An 18,784-nucleotide genomic window follows, 5' to 3' on the forward strand; every position below is an offset into this window, starting at 1 on the left:
CATAAAGACGGCTGTTCAAAACTGGATAATCATTTTTTGGCAACGGTCTGAGGATGTCTTTGACAATCTTGGGAAATGAATTTATAATCATTATCAATTATTTTTTTTAATCCTTCGCCCAGAATTTACCATATTTTGGGCAATTTTTATCACCTCTTTCTTAACATTCAACACTTGTGTGAAAAAATGTATGGGAATTGGAATTTTTTGACCTTTTGGGTAGTTATAGGAATGGCAACCATGATCATTTTATTTTTACGAAGACACTGGCTAGAACGGCAAGTGAGAAAAGCTCACCAAAATACACAACAAAAATCAAGCTAACCAATGTTTAATTAATTTCATATTTATGCCGATTATTTACCACTAATAGTTATTAAATTTTTATAAAAAAATACAAATTAACATGACAACAAAAGTAGGCTTAGTAGTTGCTATATTTTCCACACTTCTCGGAGTTAGTAGTATCCCATTATTCTTAAATAATTCCACAAATAAATCATTTATAGACAATGAAGAAACACGCACCTTTAATACTCAGTCTGTGTGGGTTTATTCAGTTGCAATTAGTCCTGATGGACAAACACTTGTGACTGGAAATTATAATAAAAGTATCAAGGTTTGGAATTTTAACACTGGTAAGTTGATTCATAGACTCCAGGGACATGGCAACTCTGTAGCATCCGTTGCAATTAGCCCCGATGGCCAAACTTTAGCTAGTGGTAGTTGAGATCATCAAGTCAAGTTGTGGGATTTAAAAACAGGTAAACTTATCCGCACTTTATCTGGACATTCCGATGATGTCAAACAAGTGACATTTAGCCCCGATGGTAAAACCGTTGCTAGTGGTGGTTGGGACAAAAAGGTGAAATTATGGAATGTTGAGACTGGTGAACTATTACAGGCTTTCAGTCTATCACAACCAGTGAGAACCGTAGCTATTAGCCCCCATGGTCAGACTCTTGCTAGCGGTGATCAAGATGGCAGAATCATGCTGTGGGACATAAGTACGGGTAAATTAAGAACAGCTTTAGCCGCTCATAACCAACCGATTTGGTCTATAGCTTTTAGTCCCGATGGACAGACTCTAGCCAGTGGTAGTTCTGACCGGAGGATTAAATTATGGAATTTGACGAATGGGCAGTTGCACTATGTCATCAAAGGCCATGATAGAGTAATTTATTCTGTAGCTTTCAGTCCCAAGGGAAAAATTTTAGCTAGCGGTAGTTATGACCGAAGAATTAAGTTGTGGAATACACAGACAGGAGAGTTAATTGATGATCTCAAGGGTCATAACAAGGCTGTTTCGTCTGTAGCTTTTAGTCCCCTTCTTACAACCTCCCCGGAGGGGTTTAAATACACTCTAGCTAGTGGTAGTTATGATGAAACTGTTAAGGTTTGGCATATTTTTGCACAATAGTTTATGGTAGCATTGAAGTCATTATCTGGTTTTACCTCCATTTTACGAACTACTTCAACATACTGCTTTGTTTGACATTTTTTGCAGATGTGGGAAATTATATATTTTTTTGAGGTAATTTCATGAACCCTTGTTTTTTAGCTTAATCTGATGATTTCACATACCCCGTGTACAATAATTGATGGGTATATTTGGGGATTTATTTAATAAATATTTATAACGCCTTACTTTCCTGCAAAAATTCAAGAATAGCTGCATTGACCATCTGAGAAGAGCCACTTGAAGCATCATGACAGCAGTTATCTAGAATTTTTAACTGGGATGAAGGAATGCGTTGATGTAACTTTTCTCCCTGACTTAAGGGGAACCAACTATCTTTATCTCCCCACATAATAAGTGTGGGACATTTAATAGTATCTAAATTATTTTGAATATTACTGAGGATATTGGGTTTATTGAGTTGCCAATTCTCTATTTCCTGTGCTGCTATTTGTAACTCTTCAGCGACTTTGACAATAGTCCCCGGAAGTTCAATAAATGGATAAGTTATCCAATACACATCTTCCTCTGTCAAAATTGATGGATCGAACAGCACCCCGCGCCTTTCTATCGCCATAATTTCTCTGACCAAAGGTGCAAATAAATGTGCTAGACGCCAAGCATCAATAGTTTGTAATACTGCTAATGGAGTTTTAGCCAGTATCCACATAGCCCAATGGGGTAGACGTTCAGTAAAAATAGGAACATTTATAACTATTAAACGCGCTATCAATTGGGGATTGTGTTCAGCTAAGGCTAGGGCTACTAAACCCCCCAAAGATTCTGCGACAATTACAGCAGGTTCATTACATAATACCTCAAGAACTCGTTCTAGCTCAATAACTTGGTGCCCACTTTTTTCCCTACGCAACCCAGGTTTTTCCGAAAAACCATACCCTTTGGCATCAAAGCAAATTACCCGAAAATATTTAGATAACGGAGCGATACTGTGCCGCCAATTGTAACTCCAGCTACCCATACCATGTAAGAAAACTAAGGGCTTACCCGTCCCTATTTCACCATAAGCAATTTGTACAGGATATCCATGTGCATCAGTAATAATTAGACTTTGCCTTCCCTGAGGAAACGTAGCCTGCCACCAATCCTTCATTCTGTGATTCATTTCGTTTAAAGCATTTTAATTATTATCACGAGAATGCTATTAAGACAATGGCAAATTTATCATGTAGCTTTTTTGACGTTTTTTATGAGTAATATTACTTGAGTAGCAATTGACTTTGAAGTTTATGGTTTTGTTCTCGATGCTAACTGGAAATGTTGTTCTAATAGTTCTATATTATACTTATTAGCTGTCCAAGCGCAATCAAATAAGTCTCCGATGACTGGGATAGTGCCTATTAAGCCATCAATGACCACGTTCAAGACCATTCTGATCAAAGTAATTTTAGGCATACCCGACCGGGCTGCTTCTAAGACGATGTAGCTAGCAAGGATCATTCCCAAAACATCGCCACCAACTGGTATAAATCCCACAAGGGGATCTAAACCAATGTGAATTGGTGTTCCAGGAACAGTGAAAAATTTATCCAGGATGCGACTCATCTGACGCAGACGTTTCAATCTGAGTGCTTGATGGTGAGAATCTAGATCATAAACCTTTGAATAGAAATCAGGCATAAAGGCGACCGCTTATTTCAGGTTAAAGAGTGAAATTAAACTAAATACAGCTTGAACTTTGGATTTATGGTAAGATTTTGAAATATAAATTGAAAAATAATCATCTCATTACCAACAACTGGATTACGCGCTATCAGCCTGTCTTGGGAGTCAACAATTTCTAGATGAGTAAAATCCAGTTCTCGAGCCCGTTGTAATATTTCTGTAGCTAGTTGCTTTTGTTCGGATTCTGGCAAAGTGTACCAATCATCATTAATTTTGAGAGTTAAATTACTGGTGCGGAAGTTAGCTTGTATTGACCCTATTAAACCAGAAGCAAAGCGATCGCTAATTTCGGCTACTTGATTTTCAATAGCTGCAATTAATGCTTCTTCTGGTGTCAATTTTAAAATGGGAGTTGGTTCTGGAATTGGTTCTGGGGTTGTTAACTCTGGTGCAATAGTTATTTTAGGTGTTGGTGGTGAAACTTCCTCAACTGGGGTAACTGTAGCTATCTCAGTAGGTTTTTCCGTGAAAATAGTTGCAGTTGACCAAACTATCGCCAGAATAATTACGGCTAAAATTCCCGTTAAAACTATGTCAGATAAGTTGTTAGATACATTTGATGGTAAAAATAACCGGACTTGTCTTAAAAATCTATTCCATTGTCTTTCGAGATGTTGCCAAAAAGTAAGTGTTCCTTCAGTAACTGGTGGCGGTGAAGTCTCAAGTTGCACTACTACCGTGTCTAAAATTCTCATCGTCCCTCTGAGAATTTGGATGATTTTAAGTTTCCAAGTCGGTAGTTGGCGGGATTCATTGACTTGTTCATCAGGTAACTGTGGCTGATTTGGTTTGGGTACGGGGGACGAAGAAGGTTGTGAATTTTGATTGTCTTGTGACATGGAACTTTTAATCAAAGCAGCAATTCAAAGACAAATAACTGGCATTCTTAGCGCTTTTACTTATTTTTCTTTTAATGTATCACCAAAAAAGTGCTGTTAGCTGAACGGATAGTTAGCCTGTGCTGAGGAGAAAAAAGAGATAATCAACAACCTACATAGGATTTGGACTCAGCACTTCTGAGTTTATGGATTCTTCAGCTAAACTGACTAGATATTGAGTTTGGTAAGTTTATGAACCTAAAACGTCGTCAATTCTTATTTGTAGGTGGTCTTGGCACCATTGGCACAGGACTTCTGGGCTGGAAGCTAGCTGATCAAAATCGCCAAACTGCTAATATTGCAGATTCAGCAGTCATAGCTGCCACCCCACCTAAAAAGGACTTGCTATTGCGTTTTACCTCTGTTGCAGATACGGGGACTGGCGCTCAAGGTCAATATGCTGTGGCTAGGGCGATGAATTATTATCACGGGCACAATCCTTATAATTTAGTAATTTTAGCTGGAGACAACATTTATAATGATGGCGAAATTGAAAAAATCGGTGTAGTTTTTGAGCGTCCTTACGAAGAACTATTAACTCAAGGTGTAAAATTTCATGCTTGTTTAGGTAATCACGATATTCGCACCCAAAACGGTGACCCACAAATCAAATATCCCGGTTTTAATATGAAGGGACGTTATTACACATTTCGCCGTGATGCTGTGCAATTTTTTGCCTTAGACACTAACCGTAATGCCGATTGGGAAAATCAAGTAGTTTGGTTAGAGCAAGAATTAAGCCGCAGTGATGCACCTTGGAAAGTAGTATTTGGGCATAATCCATTTTACTCGTCGGGTCACTATGGGGTTAATCAAACATTAATTAAACGCTTCACGCCTCTATTTAAAAAATACCATGTGCAACTTTACATTAATGGTCATGACCACCATTATGAGCGTACTCGTGCCATTGATGGCACAACTTATCTAACTACTGGTAGTGGTGCAGGTGTTCGTCCTGTAGGTAGTTCTCAGTGGACGGAACATTCTGCTGAAACCTTGGCTTTTGCTAGCTATGATGTCTATCCAGACAGAATTGAGGTCAGTGCTATGGGTACTGATAAACGTATTTTTGATCGGGGTGTGATTAATAGAACTTACGCCTTAATAATATGACCGTTTGACAAAACCTACCAAATTCTACTAGTCTAGAAACCTGTAATAGCTTTTGTCTTTATAAGAAAATAGGTTGAAAACCCATTGCCATCTCCATTAGTCCACCCTCTGCAATTGGGTTATGTTGGGGTCAATAATCTTCCGCCCTAAACTGGGAAATTTAATTGCTACAGACAATTTGTTTCCATTGTCAAAAACGTGGGTAATTTCACCAATGCCAAAGGCTTTATGTAAGACGCGATCGCCTACTTGCCAATTTTGCGGTGTATGGGGCTTAGTCCTAGTTTTAGCAACAGTTTTGCTATGGGTTTGACGGCGCTGATTTCCTGTGGTTAATAATTCTTCTGGTAATTCGTTGAAAAACTGCGATCGCATAGCCGGTTCCCGAGAACCATATAAGCGGCGTTCACGAGCGTGTGATAAATATAACAATTCTTGAGCGCGAGTAATGCCGACATAACACAGGCGGCGTTCTTCTTCTAAAGCTGCGGGGTCGTTGATGGAACGGTAATTGGGAAATAGGCCCTGTTCCAAACCTACTAAAAACACCACCGGAAACTCTAGACCCTTAGAAGAGTGCAAAGTCATTAACGATACTGCTTTTTGCCCTTCTTTTAAATTATCTAAATCAGAGTTAAGGGCGCTACCTTGCAAGAAGGCCGTTAGGGAAACATCCTCACTTTCTTCTTGAAATTGAAGTACAGCGTTGTAAAGTTCCTGGACATTTTCAATTCTATCTTTAGCTTCATCTGTGCCTTGACTGTGCAAGTCTTGAATATAACCAGACTCATCCAGGAGTTCTTGCAAAAGTTGAGACACTGAAACCGTTGCTGCTTTTTCTTTGCAGTTGGTAATCATTTTAGCAAAGTTATTCACAGCTTTAGAACACCGTCCAGCTAATGTATTAACTGATGTTTCATCACTCAGAATTTCCCACAGGGTTATTCCTAATTCCTGGGAGGCGTTAGCTAAGTTTTCAATGGTGGCTTTACCAATACCACGGCGGGGAGTATTGATGACCCGCAGTAAACTGACTGTATCCGCAGAGTTGGCGATCACTCTGAGATAAGCTAAAACATCTTTAATTTCTTTGCGATCATAAAACTTCATTCCTCCCACTACTGTGTAAGGAATTTGATTCCTGACTAAAAATTCTTCAAAAGGTCGTGATTGGGCGTTAGTACGATAAAGGATGGCAAAACTACCCCAGTTTAACTCAGGATTTTGTTGTTCTAAACAGCTAATTTGACCAATAACAAACTCAGCTTCTTCAATTTCATTATCTGCTTTGTGACAATAAATCAGATCACCGGTTCCCCGGGTAGGTTTGAGGACTTTATCAATGCGTTGAGTATTATTTTCAATTAGTTCATTAGCGGCTTGTAGAATATTTTCACGGGAGCGGTAATTTTCCTCCAGTTTTACCATTGAGCGGGTATCGTCATCAGCTAAACCATCGCCAAAGTCTTGCTGAAATTCCAATAATATGGTGAAGTCAGCCATTCTGAAACTATAAATAGATTGATCTGCATCACCCACCACAAACACTGAGCGATTTTGCCATTCCCAGGCACTCTTGCTTTCTTCGCCATTAGTTACCAACAAGCGAATCAAATCATACTGAGTACGGTTAGTGTCTTGATATTCATCTACAAGGATATGGGCAAACTTGCGATGCCAGTAGCTTAATACCTGTTCGTTTTGCTGAAACAATCTTGTAGGTACTAAGATTAAATCATCAAAGTCGAGGGCGTTATTTTCTGCTAATTTAGCTTGATAACAATTATAAACGTCCGCTATCACCCTGCCCCGATAGTTAGGCTGTTCGCACTCGAACTCTGCTGGGGAAAAACCTTGGTTTTTAGCGTTACTGATAGCGTAGCGTACAGAACGAGGGTCAAACTTTTTATCGTCTAACTTTAGCTGTTTAGTAACAATTTCTTTTATCAGACCTTGTACATCGGATTCATCAAAAATCGAGAAATTGCGAGTCCAACCTCTGGCTTTTTCGTCTTGGTATTTGTCGATATCAAAACGGAGAATGCGAGAAAATAAACTGTGAAAAGTGCCACACCACAAGTGCTTGACTATATTTTTATACACTTGCGATTGCAATTGCACTTGTTCGTATTCTGTCAACAAATCAAATTTTTGGCCATGTTGTTTCATTGCCAAATCTTCAGCAAATAGCTTTTGAATACGTTCCTTCATCTCCCGTGCGGCTTTGTTCGTGAAGGTAACCGCCAGGATATTTTCTGGATTAACACGGTATTTGAGAATCAGGTTAGCAATACGATAAGTGAGCGCTCGTGTTTTACCAGAACCTGCGCCAGCAACAACTAACAATGGGCCGCAGTAATGTTCAACGGCTTGACGTTGGCTGGGGTTAAGATGGCTGAGAAAGTCAATAGTTGCTGTCATCTACAAGTCTCCGGGAGTCTGGAAAGCGTGTACCTTGAGGTCACGGAGGAAACACGACACGGGAAGTTTTTTTGTAGTTCACACCACTTAGTGGTTAGGGGGTCATACCCGCACCGTGGTGGCTAGAGCATATTTAAATTCCGTCAATGTCAATGTGCGCCGATATAATTCTACCCACGGGCTACTAATCTTGCATAGTCACTGGCAGGTGAACAGTGAAAGTAGATCCCAGCCCGGGCTGACTTTTGACAAAAACTTCACCACCCATCATTTGGCAAAAGTGGCGGCTAATTGCCAAACCTAGTCCAGTACCACCATATCTTTTTGTGGTTGATGTATCGCCCTGTGTAAAAGGTTTAAATAATTGTTGCTGCTGACTATGTGACATCCCAATACCCGTATCAGTCACGCTGAAAGTTATCACCCCAAAAGGGGCATTTTCTAGTGAGTTTGTTTTTTCTTTCTTGACTGTTAAGGTTATCTTGCCATTGGTGGTAAACTTAGCTGCATTGCTGAGTAAGTTTAATAACACTTGCCGCATTCGAGTTTGATCTGCGTACATTGTGCCTAGTTGCTGATCACAATATACTTCTAGGACATTATTATTTTTGTCTATAGCGGATTTGACTGTGAGAACAACATTATTGATCAGCATTGCAATCTCAAATGTCTCTGGGTAAAGAGTCATTTTTCCCGCTTCAATTTTTGATAAGTCGAGAATATCATTAATCAGTTCCAGCAGGTGCCTACCAGCAGAGTTAATTGTTTCTAAGTCTGTGATAAAGTCTACTGATAAATCTAAATCCGTAGCATCGTCTTGTAGCAGTTGACTTAAACCAATAACAGCATTTAATGGAGTGCGTAATTCGTGGCTAACGTTGGCTAAAAATATGCTTTTGGCTTTACTAGCAGCTTCTGCTAATTCTTTAGCTTGCTCTAGTTCTTTTGTGCGCTCAGATACACGTTCAATTAATCGATTCAGAGATTTAGCTAATAAACCAATTTCATCTTCAGTGGTAACAGGGGCGCGTAAATCAAAATTAGATTTTCTCGCTACTTGTTCAGCCACCTGAGTTACAGTGATGACCGGTTCAGCGATGGCGCGGCTGGTACGCCAAGCGACAATGGCAGCTATGGCCACTGATACCAGCATACTCATGATGACAATCAATCTCTCAACCTTTTTGGCTTGCTCTAGATCTTTTTCCTTTTCTTTTTCTTGATGTTCGGCAATTTTGAGGATATTGCTTAATCTTTGGGAGAGTTGATCGAGTTGCATGGCTGTTTCACCACGCATAATTTTTAGTAATTGCTCTCGTACCAGGGCAGTTTCTTGTGGCTGTAGTTGCTGAGGGTTAATTTTCTCTAAAACAGTCTCTATCTCGTCAACGTATAATTTTAGACTAACGGTATAATCCTGCAATAAAGCTTGTAAGTTAGCACTTTTTGCAGCTAATCTACCAGGCTTTTTGTCTATATATTTGCTAATGTCTTGCTGTAAACTTTTAGCTGTGGTAATACTCTGAAAAAATTTCTTTTTTTTATTTGGTAATCGTTGTGAATTTTCTAATACTGCAACTAAATTAGAGCTATATAATTGCGCTTCTAATACTGCATCTTTATAATTTGTCAGTAGTTGTCTTTGCTCTTGGGCTTGATTAAATTGCCTGATTTCTCTGCCTCGGTAGTAATTGGCAATTACTAACCCAGTAAGTGACCCGAAAAAGCCAATTCCAATAGCGACAAAATAACCATAGCCAATTTTTTGATGTATGCGCCAAGAGGTAGCTTTGAGTTTCCCACGGGAAGGAAATTCTATAGTCGGGAGTTCATTTTTTGAAGGCTCTTCGTCTGCTGCCACTTTTTTGGTTTCTGAACTGCTGTCAACAGGAATCGGTTTTTGAGTTGGCATCCCTCAAACCTCCTTAACCTCCCATAAATATGACCGCATCAGTTTTGTTTGTACGATCACATTCATTGATAATTAGCATTGAACACCATCTTTTCTGAGAGAAAGCTCAAAGAGTTGCTGACTAGATAATTTTCATGAATATATTAGTATTTGATTGCTTTTGATAAAAATGTTTACAAAAACACTCAATATAAGTGAAATAACCTCTGAGTAGTCAAACTTAGTTACCACTTAATGTCCTAGCACTCAGTTAATTGCGACAATAGTCCGCCCACCGAGGATATACTACTCTATCTTACTCTAAGCCTCAGAAATCAACACATAGGCTTTATTCTCCCATAGTTTTTCACTTTTTTGACGGTTTTGACTAGACAGTAGAACACAGATTCAGGGGCAAGAAGATCACTATCGTTTCTTACCTTGCCCCTTCTACTTAACTTTTCCTAAGCTATCGCTGCTGAAAGCGACTCTGTTACTAGTTGCTTCAACAATTCAGCTTTATCAGTACGTTCCCAGGGCAGATCTAAATCATTCCGCCCAAAGTGTCCGTAAGCTGCGATGTCCTGATAAAAACGTCCGCCTCGTTCACTTGGTAAGTTACGTAAATTGAAAGCATGAATAATCCCTGCTGGACGTAGTTCAAATTGCTCTAGGACTAATTCCAGCAAAATTTGATCATCTACTTTGCCAGTGCCAAAAGTGTCTAGAAAAATGCTCACTGGTCGTGCTACACCAATGGCATAACTTAGCTGTACTTCACACTTTTGAGCCAACCCAGCAGCCACAATATTTTTAGCTACATAGCGGGCAGCATAAGCAGCAGAACGGTCTACCTTCGTGGGGTCTTTGCCAGAAAAAGCGCCGCCGCCATGTCGGGAATAGCCACCGTAAGTATCAACAATAATTTTCCGTCCTGTCAGACCAGAATCTCCTTGAGGTCCACCAATGACAAACTTGCCAGTGGGGTTGACCAAGAAACGTGTTTCTTCACTCGGCTTAATGTCAATGTCACTGAAAATTGGTTCAACTACTGTTGACCAGAGGTCTTGTTTAATTTGGGCTTGTATTGCTGCCTCATCAGTGATTTCGCCAATTCTTTCTGTGTGCTGAGTGGAAATCAGAATAGTATCAATACTTACCGGATATCCGTCTTCGTAGGCCACAGTTACTTGTGTTTTGCCGTCAGGTCGCAGGTATGGCAATTTACCTGTTTTGCGAACTACTGCCAAGCGGCGAGCTAGGCGATGAGCAAGACTGATGGGTAAGGGCATCAATTCTGGTGTTTCGTTGCAAGCAAAACCAAACATTATACCTTGGTCACCTGCGCCCACAGCATCGAATGCTTCATCACTATTCTGCTGACGTGTTTCTTGGGCGGTATTAACACCTTGGGCTATATCGGGTGATTGTTCATCTAAAGCTATGAGAACACTCGCGCTTCCTGCAGAAAAACCATTAACCGCGTCTATGTAGCCTATTTCGGCTATTTTTTGCCGGGCAATGTTGACATAATTGACATTAGCTTTACTGGTTATTTCGCCAGTAATAAGTACCAAACCAGTATTAACTACTACCTCAGCAGCTACACGACTGTTAGGATCCTCAGTGAGTAAACTGTCTAAAATTGTATCAGAAATCTGATCGCAAATCTTATCTGGGTGACCTTCGGTAACTGATTCGGAGGTAAATAAATAGCGTTTAGACAAAGAGAATTCCTCCTTTGCAAAGATTTCTGCTGAGTAAATTTTGGTTATTTATTTAGTTCAGCAAGTAATGTATGAAATCATAACAAGATTTACGCACTCAGTAGTTACTATTTGATTTATTTTTTCAAACTTAGACAATAGAATAAGATTTAATTACTGATAAGTAGGCGGGGGTAAATAAAGTTAACTTTTCTTCGTCCATTATCTCCTATGGGAGAGAGTCGTCATTTCTATTTTGCTATTCCTATGAATTTTAGTCTCGTTTACCTTTCGTAACGCTGAAGTGTTTATTTGAACATAAAAAAAGGGGGAAACCGAGAAGTACCCCCCAAAATCGTAACGCAAGTGATGCTTACTTAAACTTGAACTGCTATTTGCGCTTCTTTTGCTGTCAGCCGTTCATAGGTAGCGCGCATTTTCAAACCTGTTAGCACTTGGAACAACCCAGTTCCATTGTTGGAACCTGGATACTCACGATGTTGAAGTAACAAGTGAGTCATCTCACCTTTATATTTGGTGGATGTGTTGCTCAGATGAGTTTCTATGTAAATAACTTCATCCAAGTTGTCAAATTGACCGTCTACTTCCAGGACTGATACGTAGCGGCCGTAGTAAACATCAGATCCATAGTACAATTGCATACCAGGGTATGAACAAGTTAGTTTGCGTCCGCAGGGAGTCCAGTGAATTGTTGAGCCTTCATCAAATAGGTAAGTTGGCTCAAAGTCTTCCTTGTCTTCACGTTGAAGCATGCGTACCCTTAGCACTTTGCGTTCTGTATCGTTTTTAATCAGGTTGGTGGGAAGTACCTGAAGAACGACATCAGCAAATTCTCTTTGCGGCTCGATGAATTTTTCAAAATCTGGTTTACGAGAATTGATTTGAGCTAAAACATCTTCATAGCGATGTCCCCTTTCAGCCATATCTCGCTGGATTTTCCAGGCAATTTTCACTTCATCACTAATGTCGAAATAGACACTAAAATCCAGTAGTGATCGCACACGTTCATCATATAAAGGGTGCAAACCTTCCACAACTATGATGTGATTTGGCTCCACGCGTTCTGGTGGATCAATGGTACCGGTTTCGTGGTTATAAATCGGCTTATTAATTGCTTGACCTTCCTTAAGGGCTTTGATTTGCTCGTACATGAGGTCAAAATTGTTAGCCCTAGGGTCAAGTGCAGTTATCCCAGTTTCTTTGCGCTGTTTGCGATCTAGAGAATGATAGTCATCTAAGCAGATGACTGTCATGAATTGTTCACCAAATAAATCTATTAAACGACGCAAAAAGGTAGATTTACCGCATCCAGAGTCCCCCGCTACTCCAATCAATACCACGCGTTCCGGCTTAGTTGTCATAAATTTCCTCTAAATACTAAATGTGTCAATCAATATTTTTTCACCAAAACCTCCGCATTGGGGAAGCTCGTGGGTTTAGAAATGAGGGTAAGGTGCGGGTGAGTTTTTTCACCGTTTTCCTTGCAAAGTTGGATAAGCAGAGGAGTAGTACTTAGCCATTTACATGTGTGCCGAAAATCACATTGCTACTCCAGTAATGTTAGTCTAACTAATGATTAGGGTTAGTAATTTCCCAACGATAGTGGTTTAACCCCTGTGAACCTTTTGAATCGTTTGCTTTTAGAGCAGGGAACTTGGCACTTGAGACTAAATTGCTGTTCAGATGAGGACTTTTTCAAGCCGTGGGGTTTCTGAAACAGAGTATTTATAAACCAGGAGTTTACCCCGTTAGTTGATCCTGTGTTTTTGCTATTCAGCAAGGCTATGGAACATCTAAATGGGCAGACAACCAAGTTATGGTCATCTCTCATCCGACTTATACTTAATTCCTTGCTAGTTGGTAAGTATTTAATCCTAGTGGTGTATTTGATTTTAACAGAAGGCGGTATTCCATAACAAGATTTGCTTTCACAAAGAATCTACTGTTTGAGGATTTAGTGATCAATTGAATGTGTACCTTAGAAAGATTGTTAAAAACTGACCAAGCATACCTTCAGACAAAATTGCGGTCCCTGGGTCACACATGTCTCTCTTTGGTGGGTTTTATGATGGGTTGGAATCAATCTCCCAGTACAACAAAATTTACCAGGAGTTATCTGGAAGTATTTAGATAGAGGTTGACAGATGTTTCACATCAAGTGAAACTTATTGTAGGTGTTTCTTGGTTATGACCATAAGTCCCAACCCTGTTGTTTTCAGGCAGAGATGTAAGACTTTTAAGAAGTGTTACCGAAGGGTAGGTCTATATATTAAGAGTCCCATAAACGGAAACTGCCAAGCTATAAGTCATGGAATCTTGCCCGTTGGGTGGGTGGAAACTGTCTCCCTGATAGGAGTAGTAATTCACGAAAAAAAGATTAAATTGACTCAATATTAACATTTTGCCAAAGACTTATCCTTTACCTTAGAAGGTAAACAGGTGTCTTTTTTGCTATCCTTGCACGTCTTTGGTGAGTGAGCCAAGCACGGCATCGCCTTGTGATGCCACTTTCCTGGAGCATCAGTCTTTGGTATCAGAAAATTCGGTACACTAAAACTGGCAAAAGGAAAGAATTTTTTTGAGAAACGGTTAAGTAAAAATCGGAGTGTTAGAACGAATGTACAATCAAGGTGCTGTTGGGGGTGCTGCCAACAATGAATTAGGTAGCCGCGTCTTCGTTTACGAAGTGGTGGGTCTGCGCCAGAACGAAGAAACTGATAAAACTAACTACCCAATTCGTAAAAGTGGCAGTGTGTTCATCAGAGTACCTTACAACCGCATGAATCAAGAAATGCGACGGATCACTCGCCTAGGCGGCAAAATTGTTAGTATCCAATCTGTAAGTGCTCTAGAACAACTTAATGGTACAGCCTCGTATAAGAGTGCTGAAAACAACAAGGAGTCTTTAGTTACATCTGAAACTGCTGCTAACAGTGATGGAAATGGTAAAGCTACACCTGCAGATGCTCATAGTGAAGTCAAAGGCTTTGCTAAACCACCAGCTGAAGAACAGCTTAGAAAGAAGGACAAAAAAGGCAACACCATGACTCAAGCGAAAGCCAAAAAAGACGCTGAAGTTCCTGTTAATATTTACCGTCCTAATGCTCCATTTGTTGGTAAGTGTATATCTAATGAACCATTAGTTAAACAAGACGGTATTGGTATTGTTCAGCACCTCAAGTTCGACCTATCTGGCAGTGATCTGAAATACGTAGAAGGTCAAAGTATCGGCATTATTCCGCCGGGTTTAGATAAGAACGGCAAGCCTGAAAAACTGAGACTGTATTCAATTGCTTCTACCCGTCATGGCGATGATGTGGACGATAAAACAATATCGCTGTGCGTCCGTCAGCTAGAGTACAAACACCCAGAAACAGGGGAAACAGTCTACGGTGTTTGTTCTACTTACCTCACTCAACTGGAACCTGGTGCAGATGTGAAAATCACTGGCCCAGTGGGTAAGGAAATGTTGCTGCCCGAAGATCCAGAAGCGAACATCATTATGATGGCAACTGGAACAGGTATTGCTCCCATGCGGGCTTACCTGTGGCGGATGTTTAAGGATGCAGAAAGAGCCACTAACCCAGATTATCAGTTTAAGGGATTCTCTTGGCTGATATTTGGTGTGCCCACAACTCCGAACATCTTATATAAGGAAGAACTGGAAGAAATACAGCAAAAGTATCCTGATAACTTCCGCCTCACCTGTGCCATCAGTCGGGAACAGAAAAATCCCCAAGGAGGCAGAATGTATATCCAAGACCGTGTAGCAGAACATGCGGATGAACTGTGGGGGTTGATTAAAGACGAAAAAACTCACACTTACATCTGCGGTTTGCGTGGTATGGAAGGTGGCATTGATGAAGCTTTGTCTGCTGCTGCAGCTAAGGAAGGAATAGTGTGGAGCGACTACCAGAAGGAACTCAAAAAAGCTCATCGCTGGCACGTAGAAACTTACTAAGTTATTCCATAGTTTTAGTTGTTTAACTGAAGTGATTAACAAAGTATAAACATTAGGGTGAGTGAACAACTCGCCCTATAATTTTTTTGACCTTCTCTTCACCTCTGGTCATGAAATTCACAACGAGATGGCACTGCCAATTTTGCACATCTCGTCCGATCCGATAATAATGCTAGGATAGTTGTAAAAGTCAGGGTAATTAAACTTTATAAAACCCTATGCTGCCTAACGGCAATCTGATAGCTTGCGTGGCGTAGCCACACCTTGACAATTAAATCATCTTTATGAACAGCTGAGAACAGAGTTCTAAGTGTTTGATTCACCTACAGGAATTAATTCCTGTAGCTATACCAACAAAGCCGTGATTAGCAGGCTAATGAGTATAAAGAAGGAAGCACTCAGCACTCAGGACTCAGCACTCAGAAATTAGGGTGCAAAATTTGTGGGAGTGAAACTAGGAATATTAGGTTTAGGCACTGTCGGCACAGGTACAGTCCAATTGTTGCAAGATATGGTGGGACGTAACCCGTTATTGCAGGAAATAGAAATATATCGCGTGGGAGTACGATCACTTGACAAAATCCGTAATGTAGAATTACCTGCACAGGTATTAACAACAGATTTAGCAGCCATTGTCAACGATCCAGCAGTGGATATAGTGGTTGAGCTGATGGGTGGACTGGAACCAGCGCGATCGCTGATTCTCAAAGCTTTAAATCATGGTAAACACGTTGTCACCGCTAATAAAGCGGTCATCGCCCGTTTTGGGGCAGAAATTTTTACAACTGCCAACCAAGCCGGGGTGTATGTCATGTTAGAAGCTGCTGTGGGTGGCGGCATCCCGGTGATTCAACCTCTGAAGCAGTCCTTAAGTGTTAACCGTATTAATACTGTTACTGGCATCATTAATGGTACAACTAACTACATACTCACCAGGATGCAAACGGAAGGTAGTAACTTCAGTGATGTCTTAGCTGATGCCCAAAGATTAGGTTATGCAGAAGCTGACCCTACATCTGACGTGGAGGGTTTAGACGCAGCAGATAAAATTGCTATCTTGGCATCATTAGGCTTTGGTGGACGCATTAACCTAGAAGATGTCTATTGTGAAGGAATTCGGCAGGTCAGCAAGACAGATATTACCTATGCTGAAAAATTGGGATTTGTGATTAAATTATTAGCGATCGCAAAAAAATACACAGACTCATCTGATCTTTCCGTCAGAGTTCACCCCACCTTGGTACCGAAACCACATCCGTTAGCTAGCATTAACGGTGTATATAATGCCATTCTTGTAGAAGGAGAACCCATAGGGCAGGTAATGTTTTTTGGACCCGGTGCAGGTGCGGGTGCAACAGCTAGTGCTGTCACCTCAGATATCTTGAATTTAGTTGCTGTCCTCAAAACCAGTACGGCTAACCCAAATCCCCTATTTACTTGTGCACACCAAGATTATTGTCAAATTGCCCCAATCACCGAATTAGTGACGCGATTTTATGCCCGGTTTCTAACCAAAGACCAACCCGGTGTTATTGGTAAATTGGGTACTTGTTTTGGCAACTATGGGGTTAGCTTAGAGTCAGTAGTTCAAACAGGTTTTCAGGGAGGACTAGCAGAAATTGTTGTAGTCACCCACGATGTTAGAGAGGGAGATTTTCGGAAAGCTCTGGCAGAAATTAAAAACTTAGAGGACATAGATAGCATTCCCAGTTTACTGCGTGTGCTGTAACCAGAGACAAGGGAAGAGTTGCCAAGCAAAGATGGCAAATTTTTTGTGGAGCGGGCATTTCGCCCGCTAGTCACCAATTCCTGGATTATGCCCGTTGCCAGATTTAGTTTCCATCCCCCAGAACCGCTGGGGGTGAATGGGGGACTTTCCGCAAAAATTAGTTAAGCTTCTGGAATATTTTTACCGACAACTTGCGATTTAAGAGTAGTGATTTCACTAGTTAGCTCTTTCCTGGTGGAAGCTTTGAGTAAATAGCGGTAAACAAACCAAACAGAGTAGCCAATACCAATTAATTCAAAGGTCGGTGCTACTAAAGGAATATCATTCAAAGAGTCTAATACTGCCAAGATTACCTTAACCGAAACAATTGCTGTGACAATTAAACCCAGGCTAAGTATGGGCTGCTTATATTGATTAAAAAAGCTACCCAGGTATTCAGGCAGTGTTGCTAAAAAAACAGAAACTTGTTCACCGTATTTTTGCCATTGTTCTTGAGACTGTACAGGGCGCTGGAGTTTGGTAATGGTTCCTGTTTGGTTGTTGATATCTGGCACTGCTACCTCTTGAGATTTGGTTTCTGCAAATTCCGGTTCTTGCATTTTCACTCCTATAAATTTAACGGTTGAGTTCATCTAAGCCGGACAACGACAACCAAAAGGCTGTTGATTAGGCAATGCACGACGGCATCATTAGAACTGGGTTTGATCCACAAAAGGTTTTAATGTCCTATAACCATAATTGCCTCATCACCTCTACTGCATCAACTACAAGGTAGACAGTCAGTATGAGGATAGAAATCAGAAGGCCATTATGGATCTAAAAATGAGCCTTATGAGTTCTGGATTTTGTGAATCAACTGGAATCCTCAGGTTGTAATTATCCCATAGCATGTCAGGTCAGCTATCTAAAGGTAAAGAATCTTGGCCTAGCTTGCGCTGCCGCCATAGCCCCCTATCTTGAGAACGAAGTTTTGACAATCCTACTCATTCAAGCAGAAATTGTGTCTAAACCAGACTACCTCACATTTATACAAGTTTAAAGGTCGATTTAATGGGATATTAAAGCTATCTTAAGCTCTCTTTATTTATTAACTCATCGATGATTAATCTTAATCTCCGATAAAAGTTTTCAAGTATCTCAATATACTGTTTACTATGACTATTTTATTTCGTTAAGTTAAATATTTTTACCGGGGCAGATTAAGAGATAATGCTTGCCAATGGGTATTACCAGCCCCGGTCAGTAAAATTCAGCAAGCATTGTCTAGGATTTTAAGTCCCACAGGACTGACATTGAAATTTCTGATTACTTGTGGTGCTGCAATGCCATACTACTCCCAATCAGAGAACATATGTGCTGCATCTCCACCAATACCAATTCCAGTGTGATAGATTTGTGCATCAGTGATGACCATGTGATCCATTGATGCTCCATACACATTAGAGTCGTAAATTTGAGCGCGAGTCAGATTTGCTCCATTGAGATTGGCTTGTTTGAAATTAACGTTAGTAAGCAAAGCTGAAGTTAAGTTTGCGCCTTTCAAATTAGCATTAGTTAAGTCTGCACCTTCCAAGTTAACTCCTTCCAGGTTAGCTCCAGAGAGATTTGCCCCTCGTAAATCAGCACCAATTAAATGAGCACCTGTGAGGTTCACTCCTGATAAATCGCACTGGACACATTCTCTGGTCAAATGTAGCCTTTGTAAGTCCTGGGAATTACCAGCTTTAACTGTGCTAGTGAAAATTAGGGGAGTTGCCAAGGCTAGAAATGCGAGTAGGTGGAGTTTCATATTGTTTTCCCCTTCGTCATTAAACTACATCCGTTCTTTTCCTCACTATTTTATTATCTCACTAAATTGGTAAAATTTGTTATTGGTCAACACAAATTCATTGTGACACCAGAAGTATTATTTGCTAAGG

General features: G+C 40.4%; 14 protein-coding genes. 5 read left to right on the forward strand and 9 right to left on the reverse strand.

Annotated features, from left to right (window positions below; genetic code table 11):
* Nucleotides 1–406: 406 nt before the first annotated feature.
* Complete coding sequence (locus NWP25_RS02775) at nucleotides 407–730, forward strand: WD40 repeat domain-containing protein (protein WP_280650162.1); 324 nt, start codon at nucleotides 407–409, stop codon at nucleotides 728–730.
* Between the two features lie 15 nt (nucleotides 731–745).
* On the forward strand, nucleotides 746–1,420 hold the full coding sequence (locus NWP25_RS02780; RefSeq protein ID WP_280650161.1) for a WD40 repeat domain-containing protein: 675 nt from the start codon (nucleotides 746–748) through the stop codon (nucleotides 1,418–1,420).
* Nucleotides 1,421–1,634: 214 nt separating this feature from the next.
* Here the strand turns inward: NWP25_RS02780 and NWP25_RS02785 are convergent, their stop codons facing one another.
* The 3 genes from NWP25_RS02785 to NWP25_RS02795 all read right to left on the reverse strand — a co-directional run bounded on the left by NWP25_RS02785 (nucleotide 1,635) and on the right by NWP25_RS02795 (nucleotide 3,981).
* A complete protein-coding gene (locus tag NWP25_RS02785; RefSeq protein WP_280650160.1) occupies nucleotides 1,635–2,570 on the reverse strand; it encodes an alpha/beta fold hydrolase in 936 nt (311 codons plus the stop codon).
* A gap of 134 nt (nucleotides 2,571–2,704) precedes the next feature.
* Nucleotides 2,705–3,097: a DUF4112 domain-containing protein gene (locus NWP25_RS02790; RefSeq protein ID WP_280650159.1), complete on the reverse strand. Its 393-nt coding sequence runs from the start codon at nucleotides 3,095–3,097 to the stop codon at nucleotides 2,705–2,707.
* 35 nt (nucleotides 3,098–3,132) lie between these two features.
* Nucleotides 3,133–3,981, reverse strand: coding sequence for a hypothetical protein (locus NWP25_RS02795; RefSeq protein WP_280698848.1), 849 nt, complete (start codon nucleotides 3,979–3,981; stop codon nucleotides 3,133–3,135).
* 231 nt (nucleotides 3,982–4,212) lie between these two features.
* Here NWP25_RS02795 and NWP25_RS02800 point away from each other — a divergent pair, with 231 nt between their 5' ends.
* Complete coding sequence (locus NWP25_RS02800; protein ID WP_280650157.1) at nucleotides 4,213–5,136, forward strand: metallophosphoesterase; 924 nt, start codon at nucleotides 4,213–4,215, stop codon at nucleotides 5,134–5,136.
* 96 nt (nucleotides 5,137–5,232) lie between these two features.
* Here NWP25_RS02800 and pcrA read toward each other — a convergent pair whose 3' ends face one another.
* The 4 genes from pcrA to NWP25_RS02820 form a co-directional block, all read right to left on the reverse strand.
* Nucleotides 5,233–7,557, reverse strand: coding sequence for a DNA helicase PcrA (gene pcrA, locus NWP25_RS02805; protein WP_280650156.1), 2,325 nt, complete (start codon nucleotides 7,555–7,557; stop codon nucleotides 5,233–5,235).
* A 184-nt stretch (nucleotides 7,558–7,741) separates the two neighbouring features.
* The gene (locus NWP25_RS02810) at nucleotides 7,742–9,469 is read right to left on the reverse strand and encodes a sensor histidine kinase (protein ID WP_280650155.1); all 1,728 of its coding nucleotides are present in this window, start codon (nucleotides 9,467–9,469) and stop codon (nucleotides 7,742–7,744) included.
* A gap of 443 nt (nucleotides 9,470–9,912) precedes the next feature.
* The gene (gene metK / locus NWP25_RS02815) at nucleotides 9,913–11,175 is read right to left on the reverse strand and encodes a methionine adenosyltransferase (protein WP_280650154.1); all 1,263 of its coding nucleotides are present in this window, start codon (nucleotides 11,173–11,175) and stop codon (nucleotides 9,913–9,915) included.
* 356 nt (nucleotides 11,176–11,531) lie between these two features.
* Nucleotides 11,532–12,536, reverse strand: a complete 1,005-nt coding sequence (locus NWP25_RS02820) for a phosphoribulokinase (protein WP_280650153.1) — start codon at nucleotides 12,534–12,536, stop codon at nucleotides 11,532–11,534.
* A 1,256-nt stretch (nucleotides 12,537–13,792) separates the two neighbouring features.
* On the opposite strand from NWP25_RS02820, the gene petH reads away from it, so the two are divergent.
* Both petH and NWP25_RS02830 read left to right on the forward strand, forming a co-directional pair.
* Nucleotides 13,793–15,136 carry a ferredoxin--NADP reductase gene (gene petH, locus NWP25_RS02825; RefSeq protein WP_280650164.1) on the forward strand — a complete coding sequence of 448 codons (1,344 nt, stop codon included), beginning with the start codon at nucleotides 13,793–13,795 and terminating at the stop codon, nucleotides 15,134–15,136.
* 442 nt (nucleotides 15,137–15,578) lie between these two features.
* The gene (locus NWP25_RS02830; protein ID WP_280650152.1) at nucleotides 15,579–16,865 is read left to right on the forward strand and encodes a homoserine dehydrogenase; all 1,287 of its coding nucleotides are present in this window, start codon (nucleotides 15,579–15,581) and stop codon (nucleotides 16,863–16,865) included.
* 161 nt (nucleotides 16,866–17,026) lie between these two features.
* Here the strand turns inward: NWP25_RS02830 and NWP25_RS02835 are convergent, their stop codons facing one another.
* Entirely contained in the window at nucleotides 17,027–17,464 is a 438-nt protein-coding gene (locus NWP25_RS02835; RefSeq protein WP_280650151.1) for a CAAD domain-containing protein, read from the reverse strand.
* 731 nt (nucleotides 17,465–18,195) lie between these two features.
* Nucleotides 18,196–18,654: a pentapeptide repeat-containing protein gene (locus NWP25_RS02840; RefSeq protein ID WP_280650150.1), complete on the reverse strand. Its 459-nt coding sequence runs from the start codon at nucleotides 18,652–18,654 to the stop codon at nucleotides 18,196–18,198.
* Between the last annotated feature and the right edge of the window lie 130 nt (nucleotides 18,655–18,784).

Source organism: Umezakia ovalisporum Ak1311, assembly GCF_029891685.1.
GTDB lineage: Bacteria > Cyanobacteriota > Cyanobacteriia > Cyanobacteriales > Nostocaceae > Umezakia > Umezakia ovalisporum.

Excerpts from the sequence above, each read along its gene's own strand:
- NWP25_RS02775 (WP_280650162.1), top strand. The coding sequence starts at position 407 with ATGACAACAAAAGTAGGCTTAGTAGTTGCTATATTTTCCACACTTCTC.
- NWP25_RS02785 (WP_280650160.1), bottom strand. The coding sequence starts at position 2,570 with ATGAAGGATTGGTGGCAGGCTACGTTTCCTCAGGGAAGGCAAAGTCTA.
- NWP25_RS02790 (WP_280650159.1), bottom strand. The coding sequence starts at position 3,097 with ATGCCTGATTTCTATTCAAAGGTTTATGATCTAGATTCTCACCATCAA.
- NWP25_RS02795 (WP_280698848.1), bottom strand. The coding sequence starts at position 3,981 with ATGTCACAAGACAATCAAAATTCACAACCTTCTTCGTCCCCCGTACCC.
- NWP25_RS02800 (WP_280650157.1), top strand. The coding sequence starts at position 4,213 with ATGAACCTAAAACGTCGTCAATTCTTATTTGTAGGTGGTCTTGGCACC.
- pcrA (WP_280650156.1), bottom strand. The coding sequence starts at position 7,557 with ATGACAGCAACTATTGACTTTCTCAGCCATCTTAACCCCAGCCAACGT.
- NWP25_RS02810 (WP_280650155.1), bottom strand. The coding sequence starts at position 9,469 with ATGCCAACTCAAAAACCGATTCCTGTTGACAGCAGTTCAGAAACCAAA.
- NWP25_RS02820 (WP_280650153.1), bottom strand. The coding sequence starts at position 12,536 with ATGACAACTAAGCCGGAACGCGTGGTATTGATTGGAGTAGCGGGGGAC.
- petH (WP_280650164.1), top strand. The coding sequence starts at position 13,793 with ATGTACAATCAAGGTGCTGTTGGGGGTGCTGCCAACAATGAATTAGGT.
- NWP25_RS02835 (WP_280650151.1), bottom strand. The coding sequence starts at position 17,464 with ATGCAAGAACCGGAATTTGCAGAAACCAAATCTCAAGAGGTAGCAGTG.
- NWP25_RS02840 (WP_280650150.1), bottom strand. The coding sequence starts at position 18,654 with ATGAAACTCCACCTACTCGCATTTCTAGCCTTGGCAACTCCCCTAATT.